16 protein-coding genes are annotated in these 16260 nt (G+C 54.5%); 15 read left to right on the top strand and 1 reads right to left on the bottom strand.

What is annotated here, in order from left to right:
• Window positions 1-97: 97 nt before the first annotated feature.
• From PanJK_RS10755 to PanJK_RS10790, 8 genes are all read left to right on the top strand, one after another.
• Complete coding sequence (locus PanJK_RS10755; RefSeq protein ID WP_008103649.1) at window positions 98-1171, top strand: PhoH family protein; 1074 nt, start codon at window positions 98-100, stop codon at window positions 1169-1171.
• Window positions 1168-1641 (top strand): rRNA maturation RNase YbeY, encoded by a 474-nt coding sequence (ybeY, locus tag PanJK_RS10760; RefSeq protein ID WP_256695912.1) that lies wholly within the window; start codon window positions 1168-1170, stop codon window positions 1639-1641. Before PanJK_RS10755 ends, ybeY begins: the two co-directional genes overlap by 4 nt.
• An 82-nt stretch (window positions 1642-1723) precedes the next feature.
• The gene (gene corC, locus PanJK_RS10765; protein ID WP_256695911.1) at window positions 1724-2605 is read left to right on the top strand and encodes a CNNM family magnesium/cobalt transport protein CorC; all 882 of its coding nucleotides are present in this window, start codon (window positions 1724-1726) and stop codon (window positions 2603-2605) included.
• Between the two features lie 4 nt (window positions 2606-2609).
• Complete coding sequence (gene lnt, locus PanJK_RS10770; RefSeq protein WP_265299564.1) at window positions 2610-4136, top strand: apolipoprotein N-acyltransferase; 1527 nt, start codon at window positions 2610-2612, stop codon at window positions 4134-4136.
• A 437-nt stretch (window positions 4137-4573) separates the two neighbouring features.
• Entirely contained in the window at window positions 4574-5467 is an 894-nt protein-coding gene (locus tag PanJK_RS10775; RefSeq protein WP_265299565.1) for a glutamate/aspartate ABC transporter substrate-binding protein, read from the top strand.
• 161 nt (window positions 5468-5628) lie between these two features.
• The gene (locus PanJK_RS10780; protein ID WP_008103659.1) at window positions 5629-6369 is read left to right on the top strand and encodes an amino acid ABC transporter permease; all 741 of its coding nucleotides are present in this window, start codon (window positions 5629-5631) and stop codon (window positions 6367-6369) included.
• A complete protein-coding gene (gltK, locus tag PanJK_RS10785; protein ID WP_007890689.1) occupies window positions 6369-7046 on the top strand; it encodes a glutamate/aspartate ABC transporter permease GltK in 678 nt (225 codons plus the stop codon). The genes PanJK_RS10780 and gltK overlap by 1 nt, the downstream gene beginning before the upstream one ends.
• Window positions 7047-7772, top strand: coding sequence for an amino acid ABC transporter ATP-binding protein (locus PanJK_RS10790; protein WP_008103661.1), 726 nt, complete (start codon window positions 7047-7049; stop codon window positions 7770-7772).
• Window positions 7773-7868: 96 nt separating this feature from the next.
• Here PanJK_RS10790 and PanJK_RS10795 read toward each other — a convergent pair whose 3' ends face one another.
• Window positions 7869-8351, bottom strand: coding sequence for a zinc ribbon-containing protein (locus PanJK_RS10795; RefSeq protein ID WP_007890691.1), 483 nt, complete (start codon window positions 8349-8351; stop codon window positions 7869-7871).
• A gap of 222 nt (window positions 8352-8573) precedes the next feature.
• On the opposite strand from PanJK_RS10795, the gene leuS reads away from it, so the two are divergent.
• The 7 genes from leuS (at window position 8574) to mrdA (ending at window position 16256) form a co-directional block, all read left to right on the top strand.
• Window positions 8574-11156: a leucine--tRNA ligase gene (leuS, locus tag PanJK_RS10800; RefSeq protein WP_256695908.1), complete on the top strand. Its 2583-nt coding sequence runs from the start codon at window positions 8574-8576 to the stop codon at window positions 11154-11156.
• 14 nt (window positions 11157-11170) lie between these two features.
• On the top strand, window positions 11171-11770 hold the full coding sequence (gene lptE / locus PanJK_RS10805) for an LPS assembly lipoprotein LptE (RefSeq protein ID WP_008103668.1): 600 nt from the start codon (window positions 11171-11173) through the stop codon (window positions 11768-11770).
• Entirely contained in the window at window positions 11767-12798 is a 1032-nt protein-coding gene (gene holA, locus PanJK_RS10810) for a DNA polymerase III subunit delta (RefSeq protein ID WP_265299566.1), read from the top strand. The genes lptE and holA overlap by 4 nt, the downstream gene beginning before the upstream one ends.
• Entirely contained in the window at window positions 12791-13435 is a 645-nt protein-coding gene (gene nadD / locus PanJK_RS10815; RefSeq protein ID WP_265299567.1) for a nicotinate-nucleotide adenylyltransferase, read from the top strand. The genes holA and nadD overlap by 8 nt, the downstream gene beginning before the upstream one ends.
• A 91-nt stretch (window positions 13436-13526) precedes the next feature.
• Complete coding sequence (rsfS, locus tag PanJK_RS10820) at window positions 13527-13844, top strand: ribosome silencing factor (protein ID WP_061717393.1); 318 nt, start codon at window positions 13527-13529, stop codon at window positions 13842-13844.
• Between the two features lie 3 nt (window positions 13845-13847).
• Entirely contained in the window at window positions 13848-14318 is a 471-nt protein-coding gene (gene rlmH / locus PanJK_RS10825; protein WP_008103678.1) for a 23S rRNA (pseudouridine(1915)-N(3))-methyltransferase RlmH, read from the top strand.
• A 33-nt stretch (window positions 14319-14351) separates the two neighbouring features.
• Entirely contained in the window at window positions 14352-16256 is a 1905-nt protein-coding gene (gene mrdA, locus PanJK_RS10830) for a peptidoglycan DD-transpeptidase MrdA (protein ID WP_265299568.1), read from the top strand.
• Window positions 16257-16260 lie beyond the last annotated feature (4 nt).

A 16260-nucleotide genomic window follows, 5' to 3' on the forward strand; every position in this document is an offset into this window, starting at 1 on the left:
CGTAGCGCCATAAATAATTCCCTAAAGATGTTGAGAGATTGCTCTTCAGCATCCGGCACACTTTTTCAACTGGCCCTGAGTGACCTTAAGGATTCATTTGAATATCGAAACGCGTGAAATCGCCCTTGAACCGGCAGATAACCAACGACTGATGAGCTTGTGCGGTCCGATGGATGACAATGTGAAACAGCTGGAGCGCCGTTTGGGCCTTGAAATCAAACGCCGCGATAACCAGTTCACCCTCACTGGCCGCTCGCTGTGCGTGGACGCCGCCGTCAATATTCTGCGCACGCTGTACGTTGATACCGCCCCGATGCGCGGTCAGATTAAAGATATCGAACCGGACCAGATTCACCTAGCGATCAAAGAGAGCCGCGTGCTGGAACAGAGCGCTGAGAGCGTGCCTGAGTTCGGCAAAGCGGTGAACATCAAGACCAAACGCGGTGTAATCAAACCGCGTACGCCTAATCAGGCGCAGTACATCGCCAATATCTTCGCGCACGACATCACCTTTGGTATCGGCCCAGCCGGTACCGGTAAAACCTATCTGGCGGTCGCTGCGGCAGTGGATGCGCTGGAACGTCAGGAGATTCGCCGTATTCTGCTGACGCGTCCTGCGGTTGAAGCCGGGGAAAAACTCGGCTTCCTGCCCGGCGATCTCAGCCAGAAGGTCGATCCCTATCTGCGCCCGCTGTACGACGCGCTGTTCGAAATGCTGGGCTTTGAACGTGTAGAGAAGCTGATTGAGCGCAACGTGATTGAAGTGGCTCCGCTGGCCTATATGCGCGGACGTACGCTCAACGACGCCTTTGTGATTCTCGATGAGAGCCAGAACACCACCATCGAGCAGATGAAGATGTTCCTGACGCGTATCGGCTTCAATTCCAAAGCGGTCATTACCGGCGACATCACGCAGATTGACTTGCCGCGCAGCACCAAATCCGGCCTGCGCCACGCCATTGAAGTGCTGGCAGAAGTCGATGAGATTAGCTTTAACTTTTTCCACAGTGAAGACGTGGTGCGTCATCCGGTTGTCGCACGCATCGTGAATGCTTATGAAGCCTGGGAAACCGCCGACCAGAAACGCCGTGATCAACAGGCAGAAGAGCGCAAACGCGAAGCTATTGCAGCGCAGCTTGCCAGCCAAACCAGCCCGCAGGAGCGTTCATGAGCGCGGTGATTCTTGATTTACAACTGGCCTGTACTGATGAAAACCATCTGCCGGCAGAGAGTGATTTTCAACGCTGGCTGGAAGCGGCGGTAACGCCGTTTCAACCAGAAAGCGAAGTCACGATTCGTCTGGTGGATGAAGCTGAGAGTAATGAGCTTAATCTGACTTATCGCGGCAAAGATAAGCCGACCAACGTGCTGTCATTCCCGTTTGAAGCACCGCCGGGGATTGAACTGCCGTTGCTCGGCGATCTGATTATTTGCCGTCAGGTTGTCGAGCAAGAGGCTGCTGAACAAGGCAAAACCGTCGAAGCGCACTGGGCGCATATGGTGGTGCACGGTACGCTGCATCTGCTGGGTTACGACCATATCGAAGATGAAGAAGCCGAAGAGATGGAGGCGCTGGAGACCGAGATAATGCTTGCTCTTGGTTATCCTGATCCGTACATTTCGGAGAAAGAAGACGCCTGAGCCGCTGGTTCAGGTTATTGCGCTGCTGGCGCGGATGCCGGCAGCCCCAATCCCTCATTAGAGAGAACTAAATAAAAACGCCATGAGCGACGACCATTCTCAAAACAGCGACGCACCCAGTAGTAAAAAGGGATTTTTCTCCCTGTTAATCAACCAACTGTTTCACGGTGAACCTAAAAACCGTGATGAACTGCTGGGGTTAATCCGCGATTCTGAGCAAAAAGAGCTGATCGATCAGGACACCCGCGACATGCTCGAAGGGGTGCTGGATATTGCCGAACAGCGCGTGCGCGACATCATGATCCCACGCTCGCAAATGATCACCCTGAAACGCAACCAAACTCTGGAAGAGTGCCTTGCGGTGATTATTGAATCCGCGCATTCACGCTTCCCGGTGATCAGCGAAGACAAAGATCACGTTGAAGGCATTTTGATGGCCAAAGACCTGCTGCCGTTTATGGCCAGCGCGTCTGAGCCGTTCAGCATCGAAAAAGTGCTGCGTCCCGCCGTGGTGGTACCGGAAAGCAAGCGCGTCGATCGCATGCTGAAGGAGTTCCGCTCGCAGCGTTATCACATGGCGATTGTGATTGATGAATTTGGTGGCGTCTCGGGTCTGGTGACCATTGAAGATATTCTTGAGCTGATTGTCGGCGAAATTGAAGATGAGTATGACGATGAAGAAGATCGTGATATCCGCCAGCTCAATCGTTACACCTATACCATGCGCGCCTTAACGCAAATTGAAGATTTTAATGAGGTCTTTGGCACCGATTTCAGCGATGACGAAGTCGATACCATTGGCGGATTGGTCATGCAGGGATTCGGCCACCTTCCCGCTCGCGGCGAAAGTATTGTCATTGATGGCTATCAGTTCAAAGTCGCCATGGCTGACAGCCGCCGTATCATCCAGGTGCATGTAAAAATTCCCGAAGACTCACCACAACCGCAACTGGAAGACGAATAATTTTATGGCTTTAGCCTCTCTTTACTCGCAGCAGCGGGTTCGCCTGCTGCTGGCGTTAATTACGGGTGCCATTGGCACCCTTTCCTTTTCCCCCTACGATTTCTGGCCCGCAGCGTTAATTTCGCTGTTTGGTCTGCAACTGTTGCTGCTGGAACGTCGCACTGCGCAGGCAGCAGCGATCGGCTTTGTTTGGGGCTTTGGACTATTTGGCAGCGGCATCAACTGGGTTTACGTCAGCATCGCCACCTTTGGCGGCATGCCCGGCCCGGTGAATATCTTCCTGGTGATTCTGCTCGCGGCCTATCTGTCGCTTTATCCATTGCTGTTTGCCCTCGTGCTCAACCGTTTCTGGCCGCGCGCCACAATCTGGCGTTTGGCATTAGCGGCACCGGCACTGTGGCAGATTAGCGAGTTCCTGCGCGGTTGGGTGCTTACCGGTTTTCCGTGGCTGCAGTTTGGCTACAGCCAGATCGATGGTCCGCTAAAAGGCCTCGCGCCGCTGGCGGGCGTGGAAACCATTACCTTCCTGTTAATGGTGATTGCGGGCCTGCTGGTGCACGCATTGCATCATCGTACCGTGAAAAGTTTGATTGCCGCCGCGCTACTGCTGTTATTGCCGTGGCCGCTGCGCATGTTGCAGTGGTATCAACCGCTACCTGAACGCAGCGTTGATGTTGCGATGGTGCAAGGCAATATTCCGCAGTCGATGAAGTGGGATCCGCAGCAGCTGCTGAACACGCTGCGCGTTTACACCTCATCCAGCCAGCCATTTATCGGCAAAGCGCCGATCATTATCTGGCCCGAATCAGCGATAACCGATTTAGAAAGCAACCAGCAGCCGTTCCTTCGAGCGCTGGACGCTAACCTGCGCGCACGCGGCAGCTCACTGATTACCGGTATCGTGGATTCACGGGTGGAAGGCGATAATCGTTATCACGACTACAACTCGGTGATCGTGCTGGGTGGCGAGCAGCCTTACAGCTATCAGAGCCAGAACCGCTATCAGAAGAATCATCTGGTGCCATTCGGTGAGTTTGTGCCGCTGGAAGCGTTGCTGCGTCCGCTGGCGCCGTTTTTCGATTTGCCAATGTCCTCTTTCAGCCGTGGCGCCTATGTCCAGCCGCAGCTAAAAGTGTCGGGTTATAACCTGACCAGCGCTATCTGCTATGAGATTGTGCTGGGCGAACAAGTGCGCGCTAACTTCCGTCCCGATACCAACTTCCTGCTAACCGTCTCCAACGATGCCTGGTTCGGTCACTCCATCGGGCCGTGGCAGCATTTCCAGATGGCACGCATGCGCGCACTGGAGCTGGGACGTCCGTTACTGCGCTCCACCAATAACGGTGTCACAGCGGTGGTGAATGCCAACGGTGAGGTGGAGAAAGCGTTGCCACAGTTCACCCGTGATGTGCTGGAAGCCAAAGTGACGCCAACAACCGGCGAAACGCCGTATGCCAAAGCGGGCATCTGGCCGGTGTGGATGCTGACATTGATTGGCATTGTGGTGGCCATTCTGCGCCGTCGCCACTAGTTCAGGCTGCTATGCAAACAGGCGAAGTGAATACTTCGCCTTTTTTATGCGCTGTTTTCTCTTCCTTCCGTTGTGCTTTCCCCGATTCTCTGCTGGCTTTTTACACTTATTCATCGTGCTGGCACGATCATTGCTATTTATTTCAGTGATTTTCGCAAACATCGGCTTTTGTAAGCGTAGTGCAACCTTGACGCACTAATTTATGGCAATGATGCGCACTCTATTAGCGCATCGGTGAATTTTTGCCTTTTATTGGTGCGGAGCGGCTCGCAAAAAAGAAACTTTTTTGTTTCATTGCGTTAACAATTCGCTATGTTAATCACTATCCTGCGTGCAGTTGCGCTATGGGATAACTAAAAAAGCAGCACGAAATACACACAACATCACAATCTGCGCAGTTTATGTTCTGCGCGACATCCATACGAAGGAGTTGGAACATGCAGATACGCAAAGTGGCATTATCTCTTTTGCTGTTGGGAGCAGCAGCGGGAGCGGCCCAGGCGGAAGATCTCACTGGTACCCTGAAAAAAATCAATGATAGCGGCGTGATCGTCGTTGGGCATCGTGAATCATCAGTTCCCTTTTCTTACTATGACAACCAGCAAAAAGTGGTTGGCTATTCACAGGATTATTCAAACGCCATCATTGCGGCTATCAAGGCCAAACTGAATAAGCCTGATTTGCAGATCAAAATGCTGCCGATTACCTCGCAGAACCGTATTCCCCTGTTGCAGAACGGGACTTACGATTTTGAGTGCGGCTCTACCACCAATAACCTGGAGCGCCAGAAGCAAGCGGCATTCTCTGACACCGTATTCATCATCGGTACGCGTCTGCTGGTGAAAAAAGGCGGCGACATCAAAGATTTCCCTGATCTGAAGGGCAAAACCGTTGTCGTGACCTCCGGAACCACCTCTGAAGTTCTGCTGCACAAGCTGAACGACGAGCAGAAAATGGATATGCGCATCATTAGCGCGAAAGACCATGGCGATTCTTTCCGTACGCTGGAGACCGGTCGTGCTGTGGCCTTCATGATGGATGACGCGCTGCTGGCGGGTGAACGTGCCAAAGCCAAGAAGCCAGACAACTGGGATATCGTGGGTACGCCGCAATCGAAAGAAGCTTACGGCTGCATGCTGCGCAATCAGGATCCACAGTTCAAACAGCTGATGGATGAAACCATTGCTAAAGCGCAGACCTCTGGCGAAGCCTCAAAATGGTTTGAAACCTGGTTCAAACAGCCGATTCCACCGAAGAATCTGAACCTGAACTTCGATCTTTCAAGCGATATGCAGGCCCTGTTCAAAGCACCGAACGACAAAGCACTCTGAATTAACAACGACAACAAGGGCAGCCCCGCTGCCCTCTCGATTGCTGAACATGCGGTGCGGACAGACAGACTGTAACAGGCCGTTCCCCTGAAGCAGGATGCAAGACACCGCTCAACAATCTTATGGGTAGCCTCGCTACCCTTTTTTTACCGGAGCTCGTTATGGGTATCGATTGGAACTGGGGCATTTTTCTTGAACAGGCCCCGTTCGGCAATACGACTTACCTCGGCTGGCTGTGGTCCGGTTTTCAGGTCACCATTGCGGTGTCCTGCTGCGCCTGGATTATCGCCTTCCTGGTAGGTTCCTTATTTGGCATTCTGCGTACCGTGCCCAACCGCCTGCTGGCGGCGATTGGCACCTGCTACGTGGAACTGTTCCGTAATATCCCGCTGATTGTGCAGTTCTTCTTCTGGTATCTGGTGGCGCCAGAACTGGTGGGCGAAAAGCTGGGCATGTGGTTTAAGTCGGAGCTGGATCCGAACATTCAGTTCTTCCTCTCTTCCACCATCTGTCTCGGCTTGTTCACCGCCGCACGCGTGTGTGAACAGGTGCGCGCCGCGATTCAGTCGCTGCCACGTGGTCAGAAAAATGCAGGCTTAGCGATGGGCCTGACGCTGCCGCAAACCTACCGCTATGTGCTGTTGCCGAATGCGTATCGCGTGATTGTGCCGCCGATGACCTCGGAAATGCTTAACCTGGTGAAGAACTCGGCGATCGCCTCGACCATCGGTTTGGTGGATATGGCCGCGCAGGCCGGCAAGCTGCTGGATTACTCCGCGCATGCCTATGAATCCTTTACCGCCATCACTCTGGCGTACGTCGGCATTAATCTGGTGATCATGCTGATTATGAGTGTGGTAGAACGCAAAATTCGCCTGCCTGGCAATATGGGAGGCAAATAATGTACGAGTTTGACTGGAGTTCGATTGTTCCCAGCCTGCCTTACCTATGGAATGGCTTGATCATTACCTTCAAGATCACCGCGATTGCCGTGGTGTTTGGCATTATCTGGGGCACGATTTTGGCGGTGATGCGCTTATCGCCAATCGCGCCGGTGCGCTGGTTTGCCAAGCTGTACGTCAACCTGTTCCGTTCCGTACCCCTGGTGATGGTGCTGCTGTGGTTTTATCTGGTGGTGCCCGCATTCCTGCAGCAGGTACTGGGCTTATCGCCTAAATCGGATATCCGCCTGATTTCCGCCATGGTGGCATTTGCGCTCTTTGAAGCGGCGTACTATTCGGAAATCATCCGTGCCGGTATTCAGAGCATCTCTCGCGGCCAATCCAATGCCGCACTGGCGCTTGGCATGACGCATTGGCAATCGATGAAACTGATCGTGCTGCCGCAAGCGTTCCGCGCCATGGTGCCGCTGCTGCTAACCCAGGGCATCGTGCTGTTCCAGGATACCTCGCTGGTCTATGTACTGAGCCTGGCTGATTTCTTCCGCACCGCGTCCACCATTGGTGAGCGTGACGGAACCCAGGTTGAAATGATTTTGTTTGCTGGTCTGGTCTACTTTGTGATCAGCCTGAGCGCTTCGCTGTTGGTTACCTATCTGAAAAGAAAGAGGACGGTTTAAATGATTAGCCTGAAAAATGTTTCAAAGTGGTATGGGCACTTTCAGGTGCTGACCGACTGCTCCACCGAAGTGAAAAAAGGTGAAGTGGTGGTGGTCTGCGGTCCGTCTGGCTCAGGTAAATCAACGCTGATTAAAACCGTGAACGGCCTGGAGCCGATTCAAAAGGGCAGCATTCAGGTGACCGGCACCGAAGTGAACAACAAAAAAACCAACCTTGCTCAGTTACGTAGCAAAGTCGGCATGGTGTTCCAGCACTTTGAGCTGTTCCCGCATCTTAGCATCATTGAGAACCTGACGCTGGCGCAGGTTAAAGTGCTGAAGCGTGACAAAGCGGCCTCGCGTGAGAAAGCACAAGGCCTGCTAAAACGCGTCGGGCTCTCTGCGCACGCGGATAAATTCCCTGGTCAGCTTTCCGGTGGTCAGCAGCAGCGCGTGGCAATCGCGCGTGCGTTATGTATGGATCCGGTGGCGATGCTGTTTGATGAGCCAACGTCAGCGCTTGATCCTGAAATGATCAACGAAGTGTTGGACGTGATGGTTGAATTAGCCAATGAAGGCATGACCATGATGGTGGTGACGCATGAGATGGGCTTTGCACGCAAAGTCGCCAACCGCGTGATCTTTATGGATGAAGGGAAAATTATTGAAGACACCAATAAGGATGACTTCTTTAATAACCCGCAATCCGACCGTGCAAAAGACTTCCTGGCGAAGATTCTGCACTGATTCAATATCCTCAAGCCAGGTGCGCATTAATGCGCACCCTACAAAATCACCTCACTTTTGTAGGGTCGTCATTAATGACGACCTGGCTACCTTTCATCAGGGTTCAAACGGCTGACGCTGGAACTGATCGTGCCCACACTCCGGGCAGCGCGTTAAGCTCTCTGGCGTATAAATCGCCCGCGTGAAGCCGCACTTCTCACAGACTAAATTCCCCAGGCCGACCACTTCGCCGCTCTGGTAAACGCCGTGATGGCGCAAATCCTGAAACACCTCACGCCACTCCAACTGACTTTTATCGGTGATATCCGCCAGCTCCTTCCACAGGCTTTCGCGGATTACGCGCAAAAACACCGAATCGCCAACCACATCAGAAGACTCCTGATAGCTCAGCGCAAACTCGTGTAAATCACGGCGCACAGCACGCATTACTTCATTCACCTCGGCGGGTGACAGCGTTTTTTTCGCCAGCAAACTTTGCCGCGCCTCGGCCACCAGCGCATCAACATCGCGCTCGCCATGATCCAATCGCTGGGATAATGCTTCAATCGTTGCACGGTATTCCTGCGCCACGTTATTCATTTTGTTCTCCTTTTCGCTGCGGATACTGCTGTTAAGTTTAGCGGTTTTGTCACAATTGCATGGGCAGCAACCGAAGAAATCACAAAAGGGTGAAAGCGGCGGCGCATTCGGCAGAAATCCGGCCTGCGAGGGCGTGAAAAGTTGTTGAGGCGCAGCCTTATGGGTATGCTATGCGGATCTAAAAGTATGCTTAGCGATTTTCACAAAGGACCACAGGCAGCCATGCAAGAGCAATACCGCCCGGAAGAGATAGAATCCCGCGTCCAACAACACTGGGACGAAAACGAAACCTTTAAAGTGACCGAGCAGGAAGGCAAAGAGAAATATTACTGCCTTTCGATGCTGCCCTATCCTTCTGGCCGCCTGCACATGGGTCACGTGCGTAACTACACCATTGGCGATGTGATTGCGCGCTACCAGCGTATGCTCGGCAAAAACGTCCTTCAGCCGATTGGTTGGGATGCATTTGGTCTGCCAGCTGAAGGCGCTGCGGTAAAAAACAACACTGCGCCTGCGCCGTGGACCTACGACAATATCGCCTACATGAAGAACCAGCTGAAATTGCTGGGCTTTGGCTACGACTGGAGCCGCGAACTGGCGACCTGCCAGCCAGAATACTATCGCTGGGAACAGTGGTTCTTCACAAAGCTGTATGAAAAAGACATGGTCTACAAAAAGACCTCTGCGGTGAACTGGTGCCCGAATGATCAGACCGTACTGGCCAACGAACAGGTTATCGACGGCTGCTGCTGGCGCTGCGATACCAAAGTTGAGCGCAAAGAGATCCCACAGTGGTTCGTTAAAATCACCGCCTATGCGGAAGAGCTGCTCAACGACCTCGACAAGCTGGAAGATTGGCCGGAACAGGTCAAAACCATGCAGCGCAACTGGATTGGCCGTTCTGAAGGCGTGGAAATCACCTTTGACGTTGCCAACAGCGCCGAGAAGCTGACCGTTTACACCACCCGTCCAGACACCTTTATGGGCGCTACTTATGTAGCAGTAGCTGCAGGTCATCCACTGGCGCAGCAAGCGGCTGCCACTCATCCTGCGCTGGCTGAATTCATCGACGAATGCCGTACCACCAAAGTCGCCGAGGCTGATATGGCAACGATGGAGAAAAAAGGCATGGCCACCGGCCTGTTTGCTATCCATCCGCTGACCGGTGAAGAGATTCCGGTGTGGGTTGCTAACTTCGTATTAATGGAGTACGGCACCGGCGCGGTAATGGCCGTTCCAGGCCACGATCAGCGTGACTGGGAGTTCGCCACCAAATACAACCTGAACATCAAGCCAGTGATCCTGAATCTTGACGGTTCAGAACCGGATGTAAGTGCTGCCGCGATGACCGATAAAGGCGCGCTGTTCAACTCAGGTGAATACAACGGTCTGGATCATCAGGCGGGCTTCAACGCCATCGCCGACGCGCTGGCAGCCAAAGGCGTGGGCGAGCGTAAAGTAAATTACCGTCTGCGCGACTGGGGCGTTTCCCGTCAGCGTTACTGGGGGGCACCAATCCCAATGGTGACGCTGGAAGATGGCACCGTGATGCCAACGCCAGAAGATCAGTTGCCGGTCATCCTGCCAGAAGACGTAGTGATGGACGGTATCACCAGCCCAATCAAAGCCGATCCTGAATGGGCCAAAACCACCGTTAACGGTCAACCTGCGCTGCGTGAAACCGACACCTTCGACACCTTTATGGAGTCATCCTGGTACTACGCGCGCTATACCTGCGCCAACTACCATGAAGGCATGCTGGATCCGGCGGCGGCGAACTACTGGCTGCCAGTCGATCAGTATGTTGGCGGTATCGAACACGCCATCATGCACCTGATGTATTTCCGCTTCTATCACAAGCTGCTGCGTGATGCTGGCCTGGTCAACTCGGATGAGCCGGCCAAACGCCTGCTGTGTCAGGGCATGGTGCTGGCTGATGCGTTCTATTACCTCGGCGTGAACGGCGAGCGTAACTGGGTTTCTCCGGTTGACGTCACCGTGGAGCGCGATGAGAAAGGCCGCATTATTAAAGCCATCGACCACGAAGGTCGTGAAGTGGTTTACGCCGGCATGAGTAAAATGTCGAAGTCGAAAAACAACGGCATCGATCCACAGCTGATGGTTGAGCGTTACGGTGCAGATACCGTGCGCCTGTTCATGATGTTTGCTTCGCCAGCAGAGATGACGCTGGAGTGGCAGGAATCGGGCGTTGAAGGTGCCAACCGCTTCCTGAAGCGCGTATGGAAACTGGCTTACGAACACATTGCTAAAGGCGCGACCGTGGCGCTGGACGTCAACAGTCTGAATGACGATCAGAAAGCGCTGCGTCGCGATCTGCACAAAACCATCGCCAAAGTGGCCGATGACGTCGGTCGTCGTCAGACGTTCAACACCGCCATCGCCGCCATCATGGAACTGATGAACAAGCTGATCCGTGCCCCGCAGGAGAGCGAGCAAGATCGCGCGCTGCTGCAGGAAGCGCTGGTCGCTGTGACGCGTCTGCTCTATCCGTTCACCCCGCACGCCAGCTTTGTATTGTGGCAAGCGCTGGGCGGCGAAGGCAGCATTGACGAAGCCAGCTGGCCGGTAGCCGATGAAGCGGCCATGGTGGAAGATTCGCTGCTGGTCGTGGTGCAGGTGAATGGCAAAGTGCGCGGCAAGATTACCGTTGCGACGGATGCCACGCAGGAGCAGGTGCAGGCGCGTGCTGCGCAGGAGCATTTGGTGGCGAAATATCTGGATGGCGTCACCATTCGTAAAGTGATTTATGTCCCCGGCAAACTGCTTAACCTGGTCGTAGGTTAAGTTCAGGAGGAACTGTGCGACAACTGATTATCAGGCTGTTTGTCCTGCTTGCGGTATTGATTACCGCAGGCTGTGGTTTCCACCCGCGCGGCACCACGTCGGTGCCGAGTGAGATGAAAACCCTTATCGTCCAGAGCGGCGATCCCTATGGCCCACTGGCGCGAGCCGTGCGCCAGCAGCTGCGGATCAACAATGTCACCATCATTGAAGACAGCAAAGCAGCCAGCGCCAAATACCCAACGCTGCGTTTGGGTGCTGAAGGCCAGGGACGTGATACCGCTTCGGTGTTCATCAGCGGTACTACCGCAGAATACTCGCTGGTGATGACGGTCACTGCACAGGTTCTGCTGCCGGGTAAAGGTATCTACCCGATCAGCACCACCGTGTATCGCTCCTTCTTCGACAACCCGAATGCCGCACTGGCGAAGGATGCCGAACAGGATATGATCGTGCAGGAGATGCGTCAGCGCGCGTCCGAGCAGTTAGTCCGTAAACTGCTGACCGTGCATGCCGCGCAGGAAAGCAACAAAGATACTTTGCCGCAGCCTGAGACGATTGCACCGGGACAGAACTCACCGGAAGTGTCTTCTTCGTCAGCCACCAGTCTGCAATGATCAGGATTTATCCTGAACAACTGAGCGCGCAGCTCCGAGAGGGGCTGCGCGCCTGTTATTTTCTCACCGGTAATGAACCTCTGCTGATTCAGGAAAGCGCGGATGCGATCCGAGCTACCGCCAGCGCACAGGGATTTGAAGAGCACTTCAGCATCACCATCGATGCGCAAACCGATTGGGATGCGATCTTCGTTAGCTGCCAATCGCTCAGCCTGTTTACCCAACGCCAAACCCTGACGCTGCAACTGCCAGAAAACGGTCCAAACGCCGCTATCGCCGAGCAGTTGGTGAAACTCGCCACGCTGCTACACAGCGATATTTTGCTGGTGTTGCGCATGGCGAAATTAACTAAGGCGCAGGAAAACAGCGCCTGGTTTAAAGCGCTGAGCGCGCAGGCGGTGTTGGTGCCGTGCCAGACGCCTGAACAAGCGCAACTGCCGCGCTGGGTGGCGAGTCGCGCCAAAGCGATGAAGCTGAGCGTTGATGATGCAGCGATCCAGCTGCTTTGCTACTGCTATGAAGGGAATCTGCTGGCGCTGTCGCAGGCGCTGGAACGCTTATCGCTGTTGTGGCCGGATGGCAAATTGACGCTGCCGCGCGTCGAGGCCGCCGTCAACGATGCCGCGCACTTTACCCCGTTCCATTGGGTGGATGCGCTGCTGGCGGGAAAAAGCAAACGCGCCCTGCACATCCTGCATCAGCTGGAGAAAGAGGACAGCGAAGCGGTGATTCTGCTGCGCACGCTGCAACGCGATTTACTCACGCTGCTGCATCTGCAACGTAATCAGGCCAAACAAGCGCTGCGCACGCTAATGGATCAGCAACGCATCTGGCAAAACCGCCGCGCGTTGTTTACCGAAGCCTTGCAGCGCCTTGATGCGCAGCGTTTACAGCGTGCGGTGCATTTGCTGGCAGAGCTGGAACTCAGCATGAAGCAGGATTACGGCCAAAACCTGTGGCCGCAGCTGGAAACGCTGTCGCTGCTGCTGTGTCACCGCGATTTCCCACTGAGCTTTACCGATGTCTAAACTCTACTCCCTGTTTGGCGGCACCTTCGATCCGATTCACTACGGCCATCTCCGCCCGGTTGAAGCGCTGGCCCAGCAAGTGGGTTTGAAAAAGGTCACATTGCTACCCAACAACGTGCCGCCGCATCGCCCGCAGCCGGAAGCCAGTGCGCAACAGCGCGTTGAGATGCTGCGCTGTGCCATCGCCGATCGCCCACTGTTTGATATCGATACGCGTGAACTGGAGCGTGCAACGCCGTCCTGGACGGTGGCTACGCTGGAAGCACTGCGTGCGGAACGCGGCACAGAACAGCCCCTCGGGTTTATCATCGGCCAGGATTCTCTGCTAACGTTAGCCAAATGGCATCGCTGGCAAGATTTGCTGTCGCTGTGCCATTTGCTGGTGTGTAAGCGTCCGGGTTACGCCGCCCAGATGGAAACCCCTGAGATGCAGCAATGGCTTGATGAGCATCTCGCCGATGATGTGCAGCAGCTTCATCACTCACCAGCAGGACACATCTGGCTGGCAGATACGCCGCTGCTCGACATTTCCGCCACCGAAATCCGTCAGCGCCGCCATGCCGGAATCTCCTGCGCGGATTTACTGCCAGATGCAGTGATCGACTACATCGATAGCGTTGGCTTATATCGCTGCTAAAGGCAGCATGCTATACTGCGCCGCTTCATTTTCGGCTACCTTTCTCGCATCGTTAGCCCGTCCGTAATCACCTGTTTTTAAGGGGAACCTTTTGCAAGGTAAAGCACTCCAAGAGTTCGTTATTGATAAGATTGATGATCTCAAAGGCCAGGACATCATTGCTATTGATGTTCAGGGCAAATCCAGCATCACCGATTGCATGATTATTTGCACCGGCACTTCAACACGTCACGTCGCTTCTATCGCCGATCATGTGGTGCAGGAATCGCGCACTGCGGGCCTGAGGCCACTGGGTGTTGACAGCAAAACCGCCTCCGATTGGGTGGTCGTTGACCTGGGTGACGTGATTGTGCACGTGATGGAAGCAGAGAGCCGCCAGCTGTACGAGCTGGAAAAACTCTGGAGCTAAGACGTGAAACTGCAGCTTGTAGCCGTCGGCACTAAAATGCCCGACTGGGTTCAGACCGGTTTCATGGAGTATCTGCGCCGCTTCCCGAAAGATATGCCGTTTGAACTGATCGAAGTGACTGCCGGCAAACGCGGCAAGAACGCCGACATCAAACGCATTCTGGAAAAAGAAGGTGAAGCGATGCTGGCCGCCGTGGGCAAAGGCAATCGTATTGTCACGCTGGATATCCCCGGACAGCCGTGGGAAACCCCACAGCTGGCGCAGCAACTTGAACGCTGGAAACTGGATGGCCGCGATGTCAGCCTGTTGATCGGCGGTCCGGAAGGACTGGCACCCGCGTGCAAGGCCGCTGCCGAACAAAGCTGGTCACTGTCAGCGCTCACGTTGCCACATCCGCTGGTGCGTGTGCTGGTAGCGGAAAGCCTGTATCGTGCGTGGAGCATCACCACGAATCATCCTTATCATCGTGAATAAACGCCTGACAACCCCAGACAATAAATGTAGCGGATGAAATTACAGAGCAACGCCTTTCGCGATTACACTGCCGAACAGAAACTTTTTGTCCGCCGAGCATTGGTGGCTTTTGTTGGCATCCTGCTGCTCTCCAGCATTCTGGTGGTCAATATGTACCACCTGCAAATACTGCGCTTTGACGACTACAGCACCCGTTCGAATGAAAACCGCATCAAACTGGTGCCGGTGGCGCCGAGTCGCGGCATTATTTTTGATCGTAACGGCGTGCCGCTAGCGTTAAATCGCACCATCTATCAGGCCGAACTGATGCCGGAAAAGGTCGAAAACCTGAAGCAGACCTTGCAGGATCTGCGTCCGGTGCTGGATCTGACCGACGACGATATCGATACGTTTGAAAAAGAGCGCAAACGCTCACGCCGCTTTACCTCGATTCCGGTCAAAATCGGTTTAAACGAGGTGCAGGTAGCGCGTTTTGCCGTCAATCAGTACCGTTTTCCTGGCGTGGAAGTAAAAGGCTATCAGCGCCGCTACTATCCTTACGGCCAGACGCTGACGCACGTGGTGGGCTACGTCTCTAAAATTAACGATCGCGATGTCACACGCCTCGATCAGGAAGGCAAATGGCCGAACTATGCGGCTACCCATGATATCGGCAAGCTCGGCATCGAGAACTATTACGAAGATGTGCTGCACGGTAAAACCGGTTATGAAGAGGTTGAAGTTAACAACCGTGGCCGCGTCATCCGCCAGCTGCACGAGCAGTCTCCGCAGGCCGGACGCGATATTTATCTGACGGTTGACCTCAAGCTGCAGCAATACATCGAAACCTTGCTCACCGGCAGCCGCGCGGCGGTGGTGGTGAGCGATCCGCGCACCGGCGAAATCCTTGCGCTGGTGTCAACGCCGAGCTATGACCCGAACCTGTTTGTCGACGGCATCTCCAGCAAAGATTACAAAGCACTGTTGAGCGACGAAAACCGTCCGCTGTACAACCGTGCGCTGCAAGCTTCCTATCCACCGGCTTCTACGGTGAAACCTTACGTGGCCGTGTCGGCACTGAGCGCAGGCGTAATCAACCGCAACACCAGCCTGTTCGATCCCGGCTGGTGGCAACTGCCCGGCTCGGAAAAGCGCTATCGCGACTGGAAAAAATGGGGCCACGGCCGCCTGAACGTCACCAAATCGCTGGAAGAATCAGCGGATACCTTCTTCTATCAGGTCGCCTACGATATGGGCATCGATCGCCTGTCGGAGTGGATGACTAAGTTTGGTTACGGCCATCGCACCGGCATTGACCTGCCGCAGGAGAGCGCGGGCAACATGCCTACACGCGAGTGGAAGCTTAAGCGCTTTAAGAAACCGTGGTATCAAGGTGACACCATTCCGGTGGGTATTGGTCAGGGCTACTGGACCGCGACACCGATTCAGATGAACAAAGCGATGATGATTCTGATTAACGACGGTGTGATCAAGGTGCCGCACTTACTGCGCGCCACGCGTGAAGGCCAAACCATGGTGCCCTATCGCCAGCCGCCGGATGCACCGATTGGCGACATTCACTCAGGCTACTGGGAAATTGCTAAAGACGGCATGTATGGCGTAGCGAACCGCGCCAACGGTACGGCACACAAGAGTTTTGCCGATGCGCCTTACAAAATCGCCGCCAAATCCGGTACCGCACAGGTTTACGGCCTGAAAGAAAATGAAGTCTATAACGCGCACAAGATTGCAGAGCGCTTGCGCGACCATAAATTAATGACCGCTTACGCGCCGTACGATAAGCCGCGCGTGGCCGTCACCATGATTCTGGAAAACGGCGGCGCAGGTCCGGCTGTTGGCACCGTGATGCGCCAGATTCTCGACCACATTATGTTAGGCGACAATAATACCGTGCTGCCAGAAGCCGCACCGATGCCGCCCGGCTACGAAGGTGAATAACAAT

The organism is Pantoea sp. JK (assembly GCF_026130245.1).
GTDB lineage: Bacteria > Pseudomonadota > Gammaproteobacteria > Enterobacterales > Enterobacteriaceae > Pantoea > Pantoea trifolii.

Coding starts and splice junctions, on each gene's coding strand:
- ybeY (WP_256695912.1), top strand. CDS start 1,168: ATGAGCGCGGTGATTCTTGATTTACAACTGGCCTGTACTGATGAAAAC.
- corC (WP_256695911.1), top strand. CDS start 1,724: ATGAGCGACGACCATTCTCAAAACAGCGACGCACCCAGTAGTAAAAAG.
- lnt (WP_265299564.1), top strand. CDS start 2,610: ATGGCTTTAGCCTCTCTTTACTCGCAGCAGCGGGTTCGCCTGCTGCTG.
- PanJK_RS10775 (WP_265299565.1), top strand. CDS start 4,574: ATGCAGATACGCAAAGTGGCATTATCTCTTTTGCTGTTGGGAGCAGCA.
- PanJK_RS10780 (WP_008103659.1), top strand. CDS start 5,629: ATGGGTATCGATTGGAACTGGGGCATTTTTCTTGAACAGGCCCCGTTC.
- gltK (WP_007890689.1), top strand. CDS start 6,369: ATGTACGAGTTTGACTGGAGTTCGATTGTTCCCAGCCTGCCTTACCTA.
- PanJK_RS10790 (WP_008103661.1), top strand. CDS start 7,047: ATGATTAGCCTGAAAAATGTTTCAAAGTGGTATGGGCACTTTCAGGTG.
- PanJK_RS10795 (WP_007890691.1), bottom strand. CDS start 8,351: ATGAATAACGTGGCGCAGGAATACCGTGCAACGATTGAAGCATTATCC.
- leuS (WP_256695908.1), top strand. CDS start 8,574: ATGCAAGAGCAATACCGCCCGGAAGAGATAGAATCCCGCGTCCAACAA.
- holA (WP_265299566.1), top strand. CDS start 11,767: ATGATCAGGATTTATCCTGAACAACTGAGCGCGCAGCTCCGAGAGGGG.
- nadD (WP_265299567.1), top strand. CDS start 12,791: ATGTCTAAACTCTACTCCCTGTTTGGCGGCACCTTCGATCCGATTCAC.
- mrdA (WP_265299568.1), top strand. CDS start 14,352: ATGAAATTACAGAGCAACGCCTTTCGCGATTACACTGCCGAACAGAAA.